Here is a 17,261-nt window from a genome sequence, read left to right on the forward strand (position 1 = left end):
AGTAAGGGGATGAAAAAAACAAAGCTTTTAACACTTTCTCTTGTAATTGCAGTCATATTGATGGGAGCTGGTTATGCGGCTTGGCAAGAACAATTACAAATAGATAATGTAGTAGCAACAGGTAAGTTAGCAATTGAATTTCAATCAGATGTCATTCATCCTATTTTTGGTAGCTTTGATAATTTGCTCTTGGAGGATGATTATTTTGGATTTACAGAAGTGGATCAAGATACCAATACAGTATCTGTAACTGTAGATGGCTTATATCCTGGAACTACTTTTCTATACGACTTGAGAGCTAAGAATGTTGGAACAATTCCAGCAATAGTAGAGGATGTAACAGTTGATTTGAGCAAAACCAATGACTTGCTTGATGAAAATTTAAGAGTAAGCGGTTTTGTAACCCATTTGACAAAGAAAAAAGTACCTATACTTGGCGACGTAGACTGGGTAGAGAATTTTATACCAATTATAGATATTAAACTTAGTGAACTAGAAACTGTACTAGATGGAATGAAAGGTTGGAATATTAAGATAGGAGACAATATTTTATTTGATGTACCTAGAGCGGATTATCATAATCTACCTGAAAATCTAGATGAAATCAAGCAGGCTATAGCAAATGCTGTCCCTGGATATGATCCTGAATCTAATAATTGTTTGATTTATCATCTTCCATATAGTACAGGAAATGACTTGCAAAACTTATCATCCCAACAATTTGATTTAACATTCTCATTTAAGCAGTTTAATAAGTAGTATTATAAGAATGGTAACATAATTTATAGAGCAATTGAATAACTCCAATACTGGAAGCTCCTATAATACATAGGGGCTTTTATTAAATTCGGTTAATAGATATAAGCTGTCTTAAAAGTAGATATGACTACTAAATATAGAAATAATCATTAACTTATTATTTGTAACATTACGACCTAATTTGTCGCACAATAAATGCAGGAAATATTTATATTTTATAGAATAAATAGTACAAAAGACCTATAAATATGGGAGTGTTGGGCATGAAGATAAAAATCAATAAAAAGCTTAAGATTGGCTTAATATCTATTTTAGTATTATCAGTTGGGTTTATTTCTTTTTTATTATTCAAAGAAGTAAACTATCCAGTCATCGAGGAACAAAAGATTCCACTATACAGCTATAATAATAAAAGCACTGTCAACTACAAGATATTTCTAAAACCAAATATGTTATACCCAACTAACTCACTTGATGAAGGCATGATTTATCTAACAGAGTTCGTAGACTATATAAAGACTACCTTTAACTATGAGTTTAGTGGGGATAGAGCTGTTAACATAGAAGGAACATATGACATAGTAGCAAAGGTTCAAGGTTTTAACATGGAGAAAGAACAAGTCATGAGCATATGGGAAAAAAACTATACATTAGTTTCTCAAAAAAACTTCAATATAAATGATAGAACTAAAGCTATAAAAGAAGAAATAAATATAAGCCTTGATCAATACAATGATTTTGTTAAACAAATTACAGAAGCTACTAAAATCAACTGTCAAACTAACCTAAACGTTATTATGAATATTAATCTCAAAGGAAGTATAGACAACAATCAAATAGAAGAGAGCATCTCTCCTAGTATAGTGATACCGCTTAATACTAATATGTTTCAAATAAGTGGTAATACAAATATTGAAAAACCGGGAGCTATAGAAGAAACAAAACAAGTTCAATTACCAGTTAATAAAAATCAAGTAATGTTTTATGGAATCATTCTTGGAGTATTAGTTATAGTATTAGCTTTATTAATATTCTTCACAGAAGCTATTATAGTTGTTAAAGATCCTTACGAGAAGCTTCTAAAACAAATATTTAAAAAGCATGGAGATAGACTAGTAGCTTTGAACAGTAATCCAGCTGTTACCTTGGAAGGTGCGGTTATGGTTAAATCCATAGACGACTTAGTAAGGATTGCTGACGAAGTAGGTAAGCCTATTATGTATAAATATAGGCCTGATTATAAGGAGATAAATAAATTTTATGTAACTAATGAAGAAGAAATCTATATACTAGACTTAAATAGTATGCTGAACGCAGGGGAATCTGAGAAACAAGACAAGAAAGCATCTAATGAAGTAGAAGAGCTTATGGACAAAATAAAGGAGTTTAAGTCTAAATCTATAGAAGATAAAAAAGAAGAAAGTAAAATAGAATCTTAATCTAAAAGTAGAGCCATTAGGACTCTACTTTTTATTTATAATACTTCCTTTGTACTATTTAAATCATTAAAAAGTAGTACAACAAAGTAGCCTTATGTATGGAGAAAATGTAATATTAAACGGATACAATAATGGTGGATAAGTATATGTAATACTGACGAGGTGAAGAGATTGAAAGGTAATAAGAAAATATTGAGTAGGATACTGCAATTTCTAGTTGTTTTATTAGCAGTGGGTTATGCTGCTACTAATTTAGTTCAGTCAACCTTTGCATCTAATATAGATAAAAAACCTAATGTTATTATTACTATTAATAGCAATGGTGACTTCGTACAAGAAGGGAGTCTATTTGATAATGGTTTGCTATATCCAAGTACAGTGGAAGATGCGGAAAAGGGAATCGGTGGAGTTAGTGGAGTCATTAGAATTAATAATCAATTTGGTCAAATAAAGATTAGCAATTTAGGACTAGGAATTAAAGAGGATGAATTAATAATAGACAATAATTATCCAAGAAATGATGTTTATAATTCTTTCTTAGATAATATTAAGCTCAAAATAGAGAAGGGAATATTTTTTTCCTTTAATAAAACATTAGTAGATTATACAAGTCTCAGAAACTTTTTATATGAACAAAATAATGAAAACTATAGAGGGTTTACATTAGATAGTAAGGATAGCTTTATTATAAAAAAAAGGGAAACCATAGACTTAAAATATACGCTACATATGGTTGAAGAAACAGGAGAAGAACTAGAATCAGTGATAGCCTCCATGCCAATTTATATAAATGTTCACGAAAATCCAATTATAGATGAGAATGATAATAATGATGATAAGGACTACAAGGATGACAAAGAAGCTATAATTGAGCCTGTACAAATAATAGGAGCACATTGGGCACATGATTGTATAATAACTTTACTAAACCATAAAGTTATAGTTGGTTTTCCTCATGAGTCAATGAATATAGAAGATTATAGAAATGGTACAGTAGCTCCAGAGATCTATGTTCGTGAAGCTGTTCTTCCTGATAAGCTTATAACCAGAGCTGAAGCTGCAGTATTAATAGGTAGGGCATTGGGATTAACAGAAGAAAGTTCATTTACTACAGAATATGTAGATACTATTCCAAGTTGGGCTAAGGGATATATCACAGCTACAACAAGGGCTAAAATATTCAAGGGCTATCCATTTAAGTTGTTTAGAGCGAATAATTATATTACTAGAGAAGAAATGATTGCTGTTTTAACAAGAGCCTATGAAATAAAGCTAGAGGATACAGGTTTAGAATTAACTTTTGAAGATAAAGATGAAATCTCTAAATGGGCAGAGGAAAGTGTAAAAGCAGGATTTGAAAGCAAAGTAATCGTAGGCTATCCAGATAATACATATAAGCCCAAAAATAACATAACAAGAGGAGAAACTTTTACTATCATCTGCAAGCTCATGGGATTACATGATGAACATACTAAAGAATTGCAAGAAAGTGGTAGATGATGGTTTGAGACTAGTGGGTAGGAAAATATGAACCTTGTCCCACTTTAAGCTGTTGTTAAGAAAAATTATAAGTCCAAAGGACAATCAAATGCTATAGAAGTTTTTTAACCAACTTCTATAGCATTTTTAAATATGAGCATTTCACACAAAAATTGAAAATGCTATATCTTACCATAAACAGAATATAATATGCTCGTACTAATCAAAAGCCGGACATCAATACAAATGAGGAGATAAGAGTATTTATTAATATTTTTTATAATGTTCTTTTTCACATGAATGCCATACATATTTCTGAATCTCTTCATCGTATTTTTTATATACTAGTAACACCTGTTTATTGTATAGCAGTACTGCTTTTACTTTTTCTCCTAGCTTTATCAGTTCATTATCATCTATGTCTTCATAGTCTAAGCTTTGGATTACCTCTATATTAGAACGCTTCTTTATTTCCTTAGCAGTTAAAAAACCATTTTCAGTTTCAAAATGTATTTTTCCTTTAATACGTCCATCATTACCGCTTAAACGAAGACCAACTCCAGCTAAAGCACCTACTACTCCTTGACCTGTTCCACCATGCTCGGAAAGATGTATACCAAGTCTTTTTGCTGTTTCATAGGCAAGCTTTTTAGTAAGAACTTCTTTTTTTGCTCTTTGCCCATAGGCTATTATTGCATCGTAGTCTTTCAGCTTTTCTAAGGATACTACACAAAGTCCAGGGTCAGAGCCTTCTGCACTTTCTTTTACTAGAAAATCTGAACCGTAAGATATCAAATAATCAGCTAAATCCTTAGTATTTTCTACCATAAAGCACATGGAGCTATTATGAGAAGTATATGGAATATCAGGATGAACATACAGCTGATGTCTAGATATATATGAACAATTTCCAAGCTTTTCTTTTTCAATATGCTCTATCATTAATTGTGCTAATTTTCCGGTTCCTCTGCTTTCTAGATTATCGGTATCATCAATACACACTAAAGTTTTCATACCTATCACCTTTTCTATTTGATATTTTTGGGTATTCTCATTCCTTCACCTAATAATATTCTGTTTATTTCTTCATCGCTTAAGTCAAGGTTAAAAAACGAACTATAATATTCTTTTGTTTCCTTTATTATATCTATATGTTCAAAGTACTGAGGATATATTAGCTTTGCAGTCCATATTATTGCAAGGGGTGTTTCAAGGGAGCCAGGATGACCCCAACGAGAAATACCGTTTGGAATTTGATATACTTTATTTTCTTTAACTGCTCTTAAAGCAGCCCATTGCTCATTAGTTAAGATGTATTCAGGTACTCCGATTTCATTTGCAATAATAATGTCTGGATCCCACAAATATATTTGCTCTAAACTAGCAAAGGTCTTTTCTTCTAATGTTTTTAGCTTTTCTCCTACTGATACATTGATTGCACCTGTTATATTAATCCAATCAGCAGGTAAGCTATCTACTTGATCTGTGCGTGTTGCTTCATTAACAGAATGATATAGGGTTACTTTTTCTTCTGCTGGAATTGTGTCAGAAATTTTCTTTGTGTCATATATAGCTTTTTTATAATAATCTATATATTTAATAGCCTTTTCTTCTGCACCTAAAGCCTTGCCTATAGTTAAAATACTTTTCATTTGCTCTTCCATAGAATTAAAATCTATAACTATATAAGGTATATTTATTTTATCAAGCTTTGAGACTTCACTTTCGTTAAGAGCAACTTCGGTCCTAATAAAAATAATATCTGGATTACATGCCAGTAATTCTTCAATATTAATTGCGCCAGCACTAAAAGGGACTGGTAGGTTTTTAATATGAGGATGTAAGGAGGTTAATATTTTGTCTCTTTGCAAACCACCTACTACAGCTACTATATCTTCTCCTCTATCAAGCATTGTAGTAACATGGCCTACATAGGCATATCCGCAAGCAATACGCTTTACTGGCTCTGAGATAGTTACTTTTCTACCTAGATAATCTTCAACAGTCACAGGATATGTATTGTTATCTGTACCAGTTTTCACAGTATTTTTATCTATTTCTCTTGGAGTACAGCCTTGGAGAATGAACACACATATTAATATACAAACAAGAGCTACTGTTTTTTTATTTCTAGTGAATGAAATCATATAATATTCCTCCTAGTATCGATACCTATCTCTTCTATCAATGGATAAAGGCATAATTTGTCTAATTTTTTGCTTTTTATTGACTTCATACATGATCACCTTTGAATTTACATTATATGTTTTTCTGATATTTTCTTCGTTAAGTACTTTTTCAGGACTTCCTATTATTTCAAAGGAGCTATTATTCATTAATGCAAGAGTAGTGTTAATATGGTTATTTTCAAAATAGTAGGCTTGATTAGGGAAATGAGTTGCCATTATTATTGATATGTTCTTTTCCTTTATCAAATCTACTATAGTTTCTAATAATATAAGTTCATGCTTAAAATCAAGATGAGAGGTGGGTTCATCCATAATGATTAACTTAGGCTGCTGAGCAAGAGCTCGAGCAATCATTACTAGTTGACATTGACCACCACTTATTTGTGTATAAGGCTTTTTAGATAGCTGTTCTATGCCTACCTTTTTCATGGCTTCCATAGCAATTTCTTTATCTTTTTTTGTAGGAGAAGAGAACAAGTCTGTTTTGTGGGCACGACCCATTAACACTATTTCTTCTACTGTATAGGGAAAAGTTCTTTCATGTATTTGAGGGACATAAGCCATTATCTCAGCTAACTGTTTTTGTTTGAGCTTATTTTTAGAAAGCTGATTAATTAATACTTCTCCGCTATTTAGCTTTAGAATTCCTAGAATACAGTCAAGTAACGTAGTTTTTCCACAACCATTAGGACCAAGAATACAAAAAATTTCACCGGCCTTTACAGAAAAACTAATATTTTCAAAGATTTCTTTTTCACCATATCTAAAGGAAGCATTTTTTACTTCTATTGCAAATGCACTCATTTTACCAAGCTCCCCCTTTAGTTTTCTTCAGTATATATATAAAGAAAGGCCCCCCTATAAGAGCTGTCAGAATACCAATAGGAACTTCTCCACTAGTGAGAGTTCTGGCTATATTGTCAATAATGACCATGAAGGAAGCACCTAAAGCACAGCTGATAGGTATCAAAACTTTATTGTCATTTCCTACTAACATCCTTCCAACATGGGGTATTATTAAGCCAACCCATCCAATAGTTCCACTTATGCAAACTGCTCCTGCAGTAGCTAATGTTGCAAATGTAATAATAATACCTTTGTCAAAGCTTGGATTAATACCTAATGTTTGTGCTTCACGGTCTCCCATAGAAAGTACGTTTATACGCCATCGAGTAAGTATAAGACCACATATCCCTACTATCATTGGGACTCCAGCTATTATTAATTCCTTATACCTAGCAGAGGCAAAACTACCCATTAGCCAAAAGGTTATTGCTGGCAGCTGATTATATGGATCTGCTACGTATTTTACAAAAGAAATAAGAGAAGAAAATATTGAAGATACTACAACTCCTCCTAGTACTAGCATTATAGTGGGAGTAGTTTTGTAAATTCGTCCTATAAAATAGCTTAACAATACAGCTAATCCCCCAAATAAAAATGCAAAAATATACACAAAGAAAGAAGATTGGTTGAATAATATTATAGCTAGTGCAGCACCAAAGCCAGCACCAGAGCTTACTCCAAGTAGCCCAGAATTTACTAGGGGGTTACGGAAAAGCCCCTGAAAGGCAGCTCCACTAACTGCTAGGGATGCTCCTACTAATGCAGCTACAATAGCTCTAGGCATACGAATGTGCCAGACTATTGTATAAAAGGGCTCAGGTAAGCTAGATTGATTATTAAGAAGAGGATCAATAAGCACAGATATTATATTTTTTAGGGGAATAGGATATCTACCTATAAAAAGAGTTAAGATAATTAATATAAATGGAGATAAAAAAATGAATAAATTAATTAATTTATTTTTCATTATGAATTCCTCTTTTTAGATTTCACCTTTGCTATTGCTAATACAATTCCAAGGGCTACTATAGGTAGAAGTAAATATACTGTATTAATGCTAGGTTCTTCCTTTGAATCTTCTAGATTGTCAGAAGGATTATTATTTGAATCTTCTTTTTCTATAGTAATGTTATTATCTTCATTAGAACTATTTTCTGATTTTTTCTCATTAGAATTATCTTTGGTATTTTCTTCATTACTATCTTTATTATTTTCTTCTGATTCGGTATCTGAAGCTTCATTTTGCTTTGCTGCTTCATCAGAAGAATTTTCACTTATATTCTCTTTATTAAGAGACTCTTTTTCTTCGGAAGCTATCACAGTAGAACTGATATTATCATTTTCAATATCTTCAGAAGAAGTACTGGAAGTATTGTCTTCTAATGCCTTAGTAGTAAAGGAAATAGTAACTACTTTATCTAAGGACATGCCATTTTTAGACTTGAGTTCTGAAGAGATTTCTAGGGTATAAGATTTATTTTCTTCTAAGGTATCTATTGGTTTTATATCTATTTGTCTTTTTCGTTCAGGCTCTATTTGATCATCAGGAAAAAGAATTTCAATAGGTACTTCTTCTTGATTTTCATCTAGTAGCTTAAAGCAATTTGCGTTGTTATCTTTAACAGACATATTAACTACATTCTTATTAAATAAAAGGTGTATGAGTACATCATTGTCCACTGATTCTTCTCCATTAGAAGGAATAGATTCTACTAGGTCTAAATGGATAGATTTTCCGTCTTCGCTGGAATAAACTGAGACAATAGATACAAAGAAGAGTATTGAAACAAGCATAATTATCTTATAAAATTGTCTATTGTTTTTCATTTTTGCCTCCTATCTAGTTAATAATGATAAAAATACAGGGGAAGCAAGCTCCCCCTGTATTTTACTGAACTGAAAAAGTAACCACTATTTCTTCACCAAGGGAACTACCATTGTTAGCTTTTAAATCCTTGCTCATAATAATTTTATAGTTTTTACCTGCTTCAAGAGCAGTTAGTGGTTTAATAAATATATATGATTTTTCATTATCTACACCATTAATTCTAAATACTTCATTTAATACTTCTTGATCGTCATTATCTTTAAGCAATATTTGTTTCTGATTATTTTCCCAATTATCACGGACAATACCACGATCAAATTCTAATTTAATAATAATATTTTCATTGTTTTTTAGTCCTTCATCTAACTTAGCTAAATCTACGGATTTATTATCTACAATTGATGTAAAATAAGCTCCTTTAAATGAAAGTGGAGATTTTCCATTACCTTTAGAAGGCTCTTCGCTTGTTATGCTTTCTTCAGCATCTTTTGTGGCTTCTTCAGGCTTAGAGGCAACAGCTTTTTCTAATAATACAACTGCTTCAGAACCTAATACTTTATCTAGAGGTTTTACTTTATTTTTATCATTTATCCAACCCTTTTGGGATAAGGCTTCGACAGCACCTATTGCCCATTTTGGCACTTCTTTAGAGTCATTAAACTGTAAAAGCTTGTCTGCTTCCTGTTGTACATTTAACTTTAATGCTCTTGCTAACATCATATAAGCTTCTGCCTTAGTAATTTCTGCATCAGGACTAAAAACGTCGTTACCTTTTCCAACAACATATTCTGCTTTAAAAGCTTTAGCTACTTCTTTGTAATAGTTAGCTTGTTCTGGTATATCAGTAAAATTTATAGCTGCAGTTTCTTTAAAATTAAACAAGCTATTAATCAAAGCTACAAATTCTACTCTGGATAGTGCTTTGTCAGGATTAAACGTATCATTTTCGTATAGACGTGACCATCCCTTATGTACCCATTCATTGAATTGAGGTTGTTCAGTTTCTTTAACACCTTCTGTAGAGTCAGCAAAAGAAATTACTGAAAACATCATTAAAAAAGCAATTAATAAACTGATTGTTGAGAATAATTTTGTTTCTTTTCTCATAGTAAACTCCTCCTTAAAGTTAGTATAATAATATATAGAGCCGCAATAAAAAAACGGCTTCCTTTTAGAAACCGTAACATACAGAGTCAACCATTAAGAATTGATTGGCTTATTAGTTATCTACTTTCCAAAAGGGAGGCATAATCGTTTCCAATTATACCCTATAGGATTGCTTCCGTAGCAGCTAGTGCCTGTAGGAACACAATCTCGTAGAATTTTTTAGTTATATAAAATTATCAATAATAATTATATCATATATTTTAACTTAATGTTCTAATGTTATGACAAATCATAATTAATAATAGACATACCTCAATTTAAAAATCAAATTTCATCTCAACCAATAAAGCTGCTATAGTAAGATGTTCTGTTAGCAACTGACCAAATCTAGACGCAATCATATCTCCATAGAAATGTCTTAGGGCATATGCGAAGTCAAGTAGATTTCGTAGAAGTCTTTTTATAACAAAGTCCTCATCTGCAAGCTAAAGACTGTACTTATGATAGCGATCCTTGCCCAAGCAGCATGTTATCCCCATGGCATGCGGAAATTGTTTATCAAATTAACTGATGATTTACTAATACAATTAAAAGTAGGATACATAAAATATACCACCTTTACAATTTTTTCGGCATATAATATGCTAGATGAAAAGGGACCAGTTTTACTGAATATCAATCCCAATAAAATTGTAGTAGTAGGAAGTTCTGCTGGAGCTTATTTGGGTTTACTTTCTGGAACTTTTGAAGAAAAACCTAGTTCAATAGTATCTTTCTACGGATATGGAGACATACTTGCAGAATGGTATGGTATGCCTAGTGAGTATTACTGCAAAATGCCCTTAGTTACCAGAGAAGAAGCCTATGGTGTAATAAACAATGAAGCTATAACACAGGGTTTTAGAGAAAGATTTATATATTATTTATATTGTAGACAAAAAGGGATATGGACAAAAGAAGTAAGTGGGTATCACACATTATTTCAAAAAGAAAAGATAATACCTTTTTGTCCAATATATAATGTAAGTTCAGATTTTCCACCTACTCTTTTGATTCACGGAGATAAGGACACTGATGTGCCATATGAACAATCGGTTAAGATGGCAGAAAAGTTAGAGGAATATGGAATAAATAACAAGCTAATAACTGTTAAGAATGAAGGACATTTATTTGATAATGATATGAAAAAACTTGCAACAATAGAGGCTCTCAGTCAAGTGTTGGGTTTTTTAGAAGAGAATCTATGCTAGAAGAAAGAGAAGTCACACTGAAACAGCTTAAAATGTTTATTTTATTAAGGAAACTATAATATATAAAAAATTTGAAGGCTTGTGCATATAATTAGAACGAGAGGCATATTTATAGTATAAGCAAATGGACAGATAATATTAATTAAATATTTAATGGAGATTTGGAGAACCGCGCTATCTAACTTATGAAAACATAAGGCTAGATAAGTGCGGTTTTTTGCATAACAAAAAAGTTATAAGGCTTGTCATAATTTAAGTTCTTAAAAATATATATGTAATACAACATAGAGTCTGAATTTATAAGCTATGTGAAGGCTTAGGAAATTAATCAAATTAAAAGAAAGGCGTTTTTATTAGTAAATTTAATTATTGAAAGGAAGTGATGTAGTGAAGAAGATTATTAATGACAGAGAAAGCGTAGTAGAAGAAATGCTTCAAGGTATAGTTGCAGCTTATCCTGAGTATGTGAAAAGAGTAGAAGGTTTCAATGTACTAGTTAGAAAAGATTCACCAATAAAAGGTAAAGTAGGTTTGGTAAGTGGTGGAGGAAGTGGGCATGAGCCATCTCACGGAGGATATGTAGGAACAGGCATGTTAGACGGAGCAGTAGCTGGTGAAGTATTTACATCACCTACACCAGATCAGGTTTTTGAAGCTATAAAGGCCGTTGATGGAGGCGTAGGAGTACTATTAATCATTAAAAACTACACTGGAGACATTATGAACTTCGAAATGGCTGCAGAAATGGCAATAGCAGAGGGCATAACTGTTGAAAATGTTGTAGTAGACGATGACGTAGCAGTTGAAAATAGCACATATACCACAGGAAGAAGAGGAATTGCTGGAACTGTATTTATTCATAAAATAGTTGGTGCAGCTGCTGAAAAGGGTCTAGAACTAAGTGAAGTTAAAAGAATTGCTGAAAAAGTTATTAAAAATGTTAGATCCATGGGAATGTCCTTAACTCCGTGTATAGTTCCAGCAGTAGGCAAACCTAGTTTTGAAATAGGCGAAGATGAAATGGAAGTAGGCCTAGGTATACACGGTGAGCCAGGAACTCATAAGGAAAAGATACAATCAGCAGATGAAATAGCAGATCATCTACTAGAAAAAATACTAGGTGACATTGAATTAAAGGAAGATGAGGAAGTAGCTGTCATGATTAACGGCTTAGGCGGCACACCACTAATGGAGCTTTATATAGTCAATAGAGAAGTCCACAAGAAGTTAAATGAAAAAGAAATAAAAGTATATAAGACTCTCGTAGGCAATTTCATGACATCTCTTGAAATGGCAGGTGCATCAATAACAGTACTTAGGCTAGATGATGAATTAAGAGAGCTTTTAGATGCAAGTGCTGATACACCAGCATTTAAACAATTATAGACATGTAAAGCTGATTAAAGATAGTGTAACGTAGTTTAGCGATAGTGTAACGATAGTTTAACGATTGTTTAACTATTGCTCAACTACTGTTTAACTATTGTTCAACCACTGTTCAACTATTGTTCACGGGGGAATTAACTATGATTACGCCAGATGCACTCTTAACAATGATCAACAACATAGGAGAAGCAATAAAAGAGAACAAAGAATTCCTTACAGACTTAGATACTGCAATAGGGGATTCTGACCATGGAATAAACATGAGCAAGGGATTTTCAGCAGTGCTTAATAAGCTCGATGGAGTGAGAGATAAAGATTGTGGCATTATATTAAAAACAGTAGCTATGACATTAATATCTACTGTAGGAGGAGCTTCAGGGCCATTATATGGCACAGCTTTCTTAAAAGCAGCTTCAGTTGTTAATGGAAAGATGTACATAGATAGAAATGATACAGTACAAATGCTATTCGAAGTTATACAAGGAATCAAAAGTAGAGGGAAGTCTGATAAGGGAGACAAAACAATGCTTGACGCATTAATTCCTGCATATGAAGTGCTCAAGGAATCTTTGGAAAATGGAGAAGAAATAATTATAGCTTTTGAGAAAGCCGTAACAGCTGCAAAGGAAGGTGTAGAATACACAAAAACTATTATTGCAAGAAAGGGCAGGGCTAGTTATATAGGAGAGAGAAGCATAGGGCATCAAGATCCTGGGGCTACATCTAGCTATATCATTTTAAAGGTCATAAAAGATACACTAAAGGAGGTTAATTAGTATGGAACAAAAGAACAAGAAGATTGTTGTTTTAGCAGAGGAAGGTTATGAAGATTTAGAGCTTTGGTACCCAGCTATAAGGTTGAGGGAAGAAGGATACCATGTTGACATAGTAGGCAGTGGAAGCCAAAAGAAATATACGGGAAAATATGGGACTACAGTGCAGGTAGATTTAGATTATGATGCTATTACATCAAAGGATTATGATGGAATTGTCGTGCCAGGAGGCTGGGCGCCAGATAAATTGAGGAGATACCCTGGAATACTGAAATTAGTCAAAGATTTTGCAGATGAAGGGAAGCTATTGGCTACAATTTGTCATGGTGGCTGGGTGTTCATATCAGCTAAGGTAGTCAAAGGCTATAAAATGACTTGCGTGAATGCAATAATCGACGACATAGAAAACGCTGGTGCTACTTATGTAGATGACGTAGTAGTTGTAGATAGAAACATGATAACATCTAGAACTCCTAGAGATTTACCTAGCTTCATGAAAGCAATTATTGACTTTCTTGGGAAGTAGGAGGCTCTAAGATGATTGGAATAGTCGTAGTATCCCATAGCAATAAAATATCTACTGGAATAGTAGAGTTATGCAAGGAAATGGCAAGAGATGACATAAAGATAATATCTGCTGGTGGCACTAGAGATGGGAGATTGGGGACAGATGCAACTCTAATAATGGAAGTCATTGAAGAAGCCAATAGTGGTGATGGAGTAGTTATATTGGCAGATATGGGAAGTTCTATAATGAGTTCAGAAATGGCAATAGAGATGCTGCCAGAGAAAATAAGGGAAAAGACTATTATACTAGATGCACCTATAGTTGAAGGTAGCTTGGCAGCGGCTATACAGGTATGTATTTCAAATGATTTGGAGGACATAACAAGGGCTGGGACGGAAGCAAAATATATGAATAAAGTTAGCAGTTAGCTAGATGTTTATTACCAACATATTTGACAATCCATACATATAAAGGGGTGTGTTAAATGGGGGATGTTTTTTTTAGCAACATCATTAACAATCCAATAATTGCAGCTATAAATGACATAGATAAAGCAGAGGCTGCTGTTAACTCACCTTGTAAAATAATATTTTTATTAGCTGGAGACATATTTAACATAAAAAGCATTGTAGAAAGAGTAAAAGAAAATCACAAGCTTATTTATGTTCACATAGATTTAATGGAAGGCTTTTCAAAAGATGTTATATCCCTAAGGTTTATTAATGAAAACATAGGTCCAGATGGAATAATTACCACAAGAGGAAACATAGTAAAGGCTGCAAAGGAAATGAATATTTTTACAATACAAAGGCTATTTGTTTTAGACTCTCTATCCTTAGATACTGGCATAAAGTCAATTAGAAGCACTAGACCAGATGCCATTGAAATACTACCTGGAATAATGCCTAGAGTAACTAAGCTAATACATAGCGAGACTAGGATTCCAGTGATTACAGGGGGATTAATAAGCGAGAAAGATGATGTAATTCAAAATCTAAAGTCTGGAGCAATTGGTGTATCCACAAGCAAGGAAGAGATTTGGTATATGTGATGGGGTACAGTCTAGGTATTAGCCTAGTTGTATAAACAAAAAAATAAGGGGGTGTAATGATGAAACATTTAGGTACAATTATAGGAACTGCCATAGCAGGTATGTTCGTTATGAGCGTATGGGGAGCATTTGCTGGAGCATATGGAATTGCTGGCGGATGGTTTGCAGGACTTCTTATTATAGGCACAATGTGGTTTATGAATCATGCATTAGGACTAGTCAATAATGATGGTGCATTTGTAGACATGGCAGTAGGTATAGGAATGGCAGGTACAATGAGAGACGTATTTATGAACGGAGGACAGGTATTTGTAGATGCATTGCCAACTTTAATAATAGTACTTATAGGTGGTATAGTAGGCGGTTTTACAGCTGCTAAACTCGAGAAGTATTTAGCTTCAAAATAAAGGGATAGATTTGGAACAAATTTATTGAAAATTCAAAATATATTAAAAAGGGGGGCTAAGGATGACAGTTAAATTGGCAATAGCAACATTTGCAGGAGGATTTATATTCCCATTTCTAATTAGATTATTATGGGGAAAAATGTGTGAAAATTGGGGAAATATTGGAGGATGGATGGCAGCTGGATTTATAGTTGGTCTTGCTTGGACTATAAACCATGGTGTTGGTATGATTTATCAAACAGGTGCATGGATAGACATGGCTTGGGCAGCTGGAATCGGATTATTTACAGCTTCAGTAGTAAGTGGAGATAAATTTGGAAAAGGTGCTGTTAATTATATAGTAGCATTATTAGGAGGCACCTTAGGAGGATTTATTTTATCTTGTTTCTTGTAAAAAACACACTTGAATATTTGAAATATAAGAACTAAACTGAAATAAGGAGGGTAACTACATGGAAAAGAAATATATATTAGCCTTTGACCAAGGAACTACAAGCTCGAGAGCAGTACTATTTGACCATGATGGAAAAATAGTAAATGTTGCTCAAAAAGAATTTACACAAATATACCCAAAAGCTGGCTGGGTAGAGCATGATGCAATGGAAATATGGGGAACTCAAAGTGGAGTGGCTAGAGAGGTTCTAGAAACTGCAGGAGTTAGACCTGATGAGGTTGCTGCTATAGGTATTACAAATCAAAGAGAAACTACAGTTGTTTGGGATAAGAATACTGGAAAGCCAGTATATAACGCAATAGTATGGCAATGCAGAAGAACTGCTTCCATATGCGATGCTTTAAAAGCAAGAGGACTTGAAGATTATATTAGAGAAAATACAGGTCTTGTTGTAGACGCATACTTCTCTGGAACCAAGGTAAAATGGATACTAGACAATGTAGAAGGTGCTAGGGAAAAAGCTGAAAATGGCGACTTGTTATTTGGAAATATTGATACTTGGCTAATCTGGAATCTTACAAGAGGAAAGGTTCATGTAACTGACTACTCAAACGCTTCTAGAACTATGCTTTATAATATAAAAGAGCTTAAATGGGATGAGAAAATTCTTGAGGAATTAAATATTCCTAAATCAATGCTTCCAGAAGCTAGACCATCAAGTGAAATCTATGGCTATACAGACGAGGCAACCTTTGGTGGAGCTATGATACCAATAGCTGGTATAGCAGGAGACCAGCAGGCTGCATTATTTGGTCAGGCTTGCTTTGAGCCAGGTATGGCTAAGAACACTTATGGTACTGGATGCTTCATGCTAATGAATACAGGAGAAGAAATGGTTCCATCTAAGAACGGTCTTCTTACTACAATAGCATGGGGAGTAGACGGAAAAGTTGAGTATGCACTAGAAGGAAGTATATTCATTGCTGGCGCAGTAGTTCAATGGCTAAGAGATGAATTAAAGCTAATAGATAGTGCAAAGGATAGCGAATACTTTGCAACAAAAGTAGAAGATAATAATGGAGTTTATTTAGTACCAGCATTTGTTGGATTGGGAGCTCCATACTGGGATATGTATGCAAGAGGAACTATTGTAGGCCTAACTAGAGGAGCAAACAGAAATCATATTATTAGAGCAGCTTTAGAGTCCATTTGCTATCAAACTAGAGACGTTCTAGAAGCTATGCAAGAGGATTCTGGTATAGATCTTCAAGCTCTTAAGGTAGACGGTGGAGCAGTAGCTAACAATTTCTTGATGCAATTCCAATCGGATATTCTTGGTGTTCCTGTTCATAGACCAGAGGTTATAGAGACAACAGCTCTTGGAGCTGCATACCTAGCAGGTCTAGCAGTTGAATTCTGGGAAAGCAAAGAAGAAATAGCTAAGAAGTGGAACGTAGATAGAGAATTCAATCCTGAAATGGACGAAGATAAGAAAGCTAAATTATATGATGGATGGAAGAAGGCAGTAGGTAGAGCACTTAAGTGGGAAGAAGCATAGGTCTAGGCGATTACTTCTTGTTTAAGGCTATCAATAAAAGATAATAATATTTAAGACTAGAGCAAGAGAGCCGTACAGTCTACACCTATGATGAATAGGGTAGATTTGTGCGGCTTTTTTAGCTGATATAATAGAAACACTAAGCGAACATTTGCAGGGCGCGACTATAATTCTTAGTGAATGTAGGTGAAAAATCCGTCAAGCAACTTGCACTGTTTGAGCGTAGCGAGTTTGCAAGTTGTAGGATTTTTTACCGGAATGAGCTATAGAATTATTCGCAACCGAAA

General features: G+C 33.6%; 18 protein-coding genes and 1 riboswitch. Of the genes, 12 read left to right on the forward strand and 6 right to left on the reverse strand.

Annotation, left to right across the window (positions count from 1 at the left end; all coding sequences use genetic code 11):
- The first annotated feature begins 9 nt into the window (after positions 1-9).
- From ABV008_RS14885 to ABV008_RS14895, 3 genes are all read left to right on the forward strand, one after another.
- Positions 10-759 carry a hypothetical protein gene (locus tag ABV008_RS14885; RefSeq protein WP_352420629.1) on the forward strand — a complete coding sequence of 250 codons (750 nt, stop codon included), beginning with the start codon at positions 10-12 and terminating at the stop codon, positions 757-759.
- A gap of 263 nt (positions 760-1,022) precedes the next feature.
- The gene (locus ABV008_RS14890) at positions 1,023-2,198 is read left to right on the forward strand and encodes a DUF5305 domain-containing protein (RefSeq protein WP_352420630.1); all 1,176 of its coding nucleotides are present in this window, start codon (positions 1,023-1,025) and stop codon (positions 2,196-2,198) included.
- A 171-nt stretch (positions 2,199-2,369) separates the two neighbouring features.
- The gene (locus tag ABV008_RS14895; protein WP_352420631.1) at positions 2,370-3,698 is read left to right on the forward strand and encodes an S-layer homology domain-containing protein; all 1,329 of its coding nucleotides are present in this window, start codon (positions 2,370-2,372) and stop codon (positions 3,696-3,698) included.
- Positions 3,699-3,944: 246 nt separating this feature from the next.
- Here ABV008_RS14895 and ABV008_RS14900 read toward each other — a convergent pair whose 3' ends face one another.
- From ABV008_RS14900 to ABV008_RS14925, 6 genes are all read right to left on the reverse strand, one after another.
- Positions 3,945-4,691 carry a hypothetical protein gene (locus tag ABV008_RS14900; RefSeq protein WP_352420632.1) on the reverse strand — a complete coding sequence of 249 codons (747 nt, stop codon included), beginning with the start codon at positions 4,689-4,691 and terminating at the stop codon, positions 3,945-3,947.
- 14 nt (positions 4,692-4,705) lie between these two features.
- Positions 4,706-5,824 (reverse strand): ABC transporter substrate-binding protein, encoded by a 1,119-nt coding sequence (locus ABV008_RS14905; protein ID WP_352420633.1) that lies wholly within the window; start codon positions 5,822-5,824, stop codon positions 4,706-4,708.
- 12 nt (positions 5,825-5,836) lie between these two features.
- The gene (locus tag ABV008_RS14910) at positions 5,837-6,670 is read right to left on the reverse strand and encodes an ABC transporter ATP-binding protein (RefSeq protein ID WP_352420634.1); all 834 of its coding nucleotides are present in this window, start codon (positions 6,668-6,670) and stop codon (positions 5,837-5,839) included.
- A gap of 1 nt (position 6,671) precedes the next feature.
- Positions 6,672-7,679, reverse strand: coding sequence for a FecCD family ABC transporter permease (locus ABV008_RS14915; protein ID WP_352420635.1), 1,008 nt, complete (start codon positions 7,677-7,679; stop codon positions 6,672-6,674).
- Entirely contained in the window at positions 7,679-8,539 is an 861-nt protein-coding gene (locus tag ABV008_RS14920; protein WP_352420636.1) for an Ig-like domain-containing domain, read from the reverse strand. Before ABV008_RS14920 ends, ABV008_RS14915 begins: the two co-directional genes overlap by 1 nt.
- Before the next feature lie 61 nt (positions 8,540-8,600).
- Positions 8,601-9,647 carry an S-layer homology domain-containing protein gene (locus tag ABV008_RS14925; protein ID WP_352420637.1) on the reverse strand — a complete coding sequence of 349 codons (1,047 nt, stop codon included), beginning with the start codon at positions 9,645-9,647 and terminating at the stop codon, positions 8,601-8,603.
- 102 nt (positions 9,648-9,749) lie between these two features.
- Positions 9,750-9,872, reverse strand: a riboswitch (molybdenum cofactor riboswitch).
- A gap of 317 nt (positions 9,873-10,189) precedes the next feature.
- On the opposite strand from ABV008_RS14925, the gene ABV008_RS14930 reads away from it, so the two are divergent.
- The 9 genes from ABV008_RS14930 to glpK all read left to right on the forward strand — a co-directional run bounded on the left by ABV008_RS14930 (position 10,190) and on the right by glpK (position 16,974).
- Positions 10,190-10,897: a prolyl oligopeptidase family serine peptidase gene (locus ABV008_RS14930; protein WP_352420638.1), complete on the forward strand. Its 708-nt coding sequence runs from the start codon at positions 10,190-10,192 to the stop codon at positions 10,895-10,897.
- A gap of 387 nt (positions 10,898-11,284) precedes the next feature.
- On the forward strand, positions 11,285-12,283 hold the full coding sequence (dhaK, locus tag ABV008_RS14935; protein WP_352420639.1) for a dihydroxyacetone kinase subunit DhaK: 999 nt from the start codon (positions 11,285-11,287) through the stop codon (positions 12,281-12,283).
- Positions 12,284-12,423: 140 nt separating this feature from the next.
- Positions 12,424-13,059, forward strand: coding sequence for a dihydroxyacetone kinase subunit DhaL (dhaL, locus tag ABV008_RS14940; RefSeq protein ID WP_352420640.1), 636 nt, complete (start codon positions 12,424-12,426; stop codon positions 13,057-13,059).
- Between the two features lies 1 nt (position 13,060).
- Positions 13,061-13,582: a type 1 glutamine amidotransferase domain-containing protein gene (locus tag ABV008_RS14945; protein WP_352420641.1), complete on the forward strand. Its 522-nt coding sequence runs from the start codon at positions 13,061-13,063 to the stop codon at positions 13,580-13,582.
- An 11-nt stretch (positions 13,583-13,593) separates the two neighbouring features.
- On the forward strand, positions 13,594-13,992 hold the full coding sequence (dhaM, locus tag ABV008_RS14950; protein WP_352420642.1) for a dihydroxyacetone kinase phosphoryl donor subunit DhaM: 399 nt from the start codon (positions 13,594-13,596) through the stop codon (positions 13,990-13,992).
- A 56-nt stretch (positions 13,993-14,048) separates the two neighbouring features.
- Positions 14,049-14,615 carry a glycerol-3-phosphate responsive antiterminator gene (locus ABV008_RS14955; protein WP_352420643.1) on the forward strand — a complete coding sequence of 189 codons (567 nt, stop codon included), beginning with the start codon at positions 14,049-14,051 and terminating at the stop codon, positions 14,613-14,615.
- 59 nt (positions 14,616-14,674) lie between these two features.
- Complete coding sequence (locus tag ABV008_RS14960) at positions 14,675-15,022, forward strand: Lin0368 family putative glycerol transporter subunit (protein ID WP_352420644.1); 348 nt, start codon at positions 14,675-14,677, stop codon at positions 15,020-15,022.
- A gap of 61 nt (positions 15,023-15,083) precedes the next feature.
- Positions 15,084-15,416, forward strand: a complete 333-nt coding sequence (locus tag ABV008_RS14965; RefSeq protein WP_352420645.1) for a Lin0368 family putative glycerol transporter subunit — start codon at positions 15,084-15,086, stop codon at positions 15,414-15,416.
- Between the two features lie 58 nt (positions 15,417-15,474).
- Positions 15,475-16,974, forward strand: a complete 1,500-nt coding sequence (gene glpK, locus ABV008_RS14970; protein WP_352420646.1) for a glycerol kinase GlpK — start codon at positions 15,475-15,477, stop codon at positions 16,972-16,974.
- Positions 16,975-17,261: the final 287 nt, after the last annotated feature.

Origin of the sequence: Proteiniborus sp., from assembly GCF_040308045.1 — a bacterium.
Taxonomy (GTDB): domain Bacteria; phylum Bacillota; class Clostridia; order Tissierellales; family Proteiniboraceae; genus Proteiniborus.

Coding starts and splice junctions, on each gene's coding strand:
- ABV008_RS14885 (WP_352420629.1), top strand. CDS start 10: ATGAAAAAAACAAAGCTTTTAACACTTTCTCTTGTAATTGCAGTCATA.
- ABV008_RS14890 (WP_352420630.1), top strand. CDS start 1,023: ATGAAGATAAAAATCAATAAAAAGCTTAAGATTGGCTTAATATCTATT.
- ABV008_RS14900 (WP_352420632.1), bottom strand. CDS start 4,691: ATGAAAACTTTAGTGTGTATTGATGATACCGATAATCTAGAAAGCAGA.
- ABV008_RS14905 (WP_352420633.1), bottom strand. CDS start 5,824: ATGATTTCATTCACTAGAAATAAAAAAACAGTAGCTCTTGTTTGTATA.
- ABV008_RS14910 (WP_352420634.1), bottom strand. CDS start 6,670: ATGAGTGCATTTGCAATAGAAGTAAAAAATGCTTCCTTTAGATATGGT.
- ABV008_RS14915 (WP_352420635.1), bottom strand. CDS start 7,679: ATGAAAAATAAATTAATTAATTTATTCATTTTTTTATCTCCATTTATA.
- ABV008_RS14920 (WP_352420636.1), bottom strand. CDS start 8,539: ATGAAAAACAATAGACAATTTTATAAGATAATTATGCTTGTTTCAATA.
- ABV008_RS14925 (WP_352420637.1), bottom strand. CDS start 9,647: ATGAGAAAAGAAACAAAATTATTCTCAACAATCAGTTTATTAATTGCT.
- ABV008_RS14930 (WP_352420638.1), top strand. CDS start 10,190: ATGCGGAAATTGTTTATCAAATTAACTGATGATTTACTAATACAATTA.
- dhaL (WP_352420640.1), top strand. CDS start 12,424: ATGATTACGCCAGATGCACTCTTAACAATGATCAACAACATAGGAGAA.
- ABV008_RS14945 (WP_352420641.1), top strand. CDS start 13,061: ATGGAACAAAAGAACAAGAAGATTGTTGTTTTAGCAGAGGAAGGTTAT.
- dhaM (WP_352420642.1), top strand. CDS start 13,594: ATGATTGGAATAGTCGTAGTATCCCATAGCAATAAAATATCTACTGGA.
- ABV008_RS14955 (WP_352420643.1), top strand. CDS start 14,049: ATGGGGGATGTTTTTTTTAGCAACATCATTAACAATCCAATAATTGCA.
- ABV008_RS14960 (WP_352420644.1), top strand. CDS start 14,675: ATGAAACATTTAGGTACAATTATAGGAACTGCCATAGCAGGTATGTTC.
- ABV008_RS14965 (WP_352420645.1), top strand. CDS start 15,084: ATGACAGTTAAATTGGCAATAGCAACATTTGCAGGAGGATTTATATTC.
- glpK (WP_352420646.1), top strand. CDS start 15,475: ATGGAAAAGAAATATATATTAGCCTTTGACCAAGGAACTACAAGCTCG.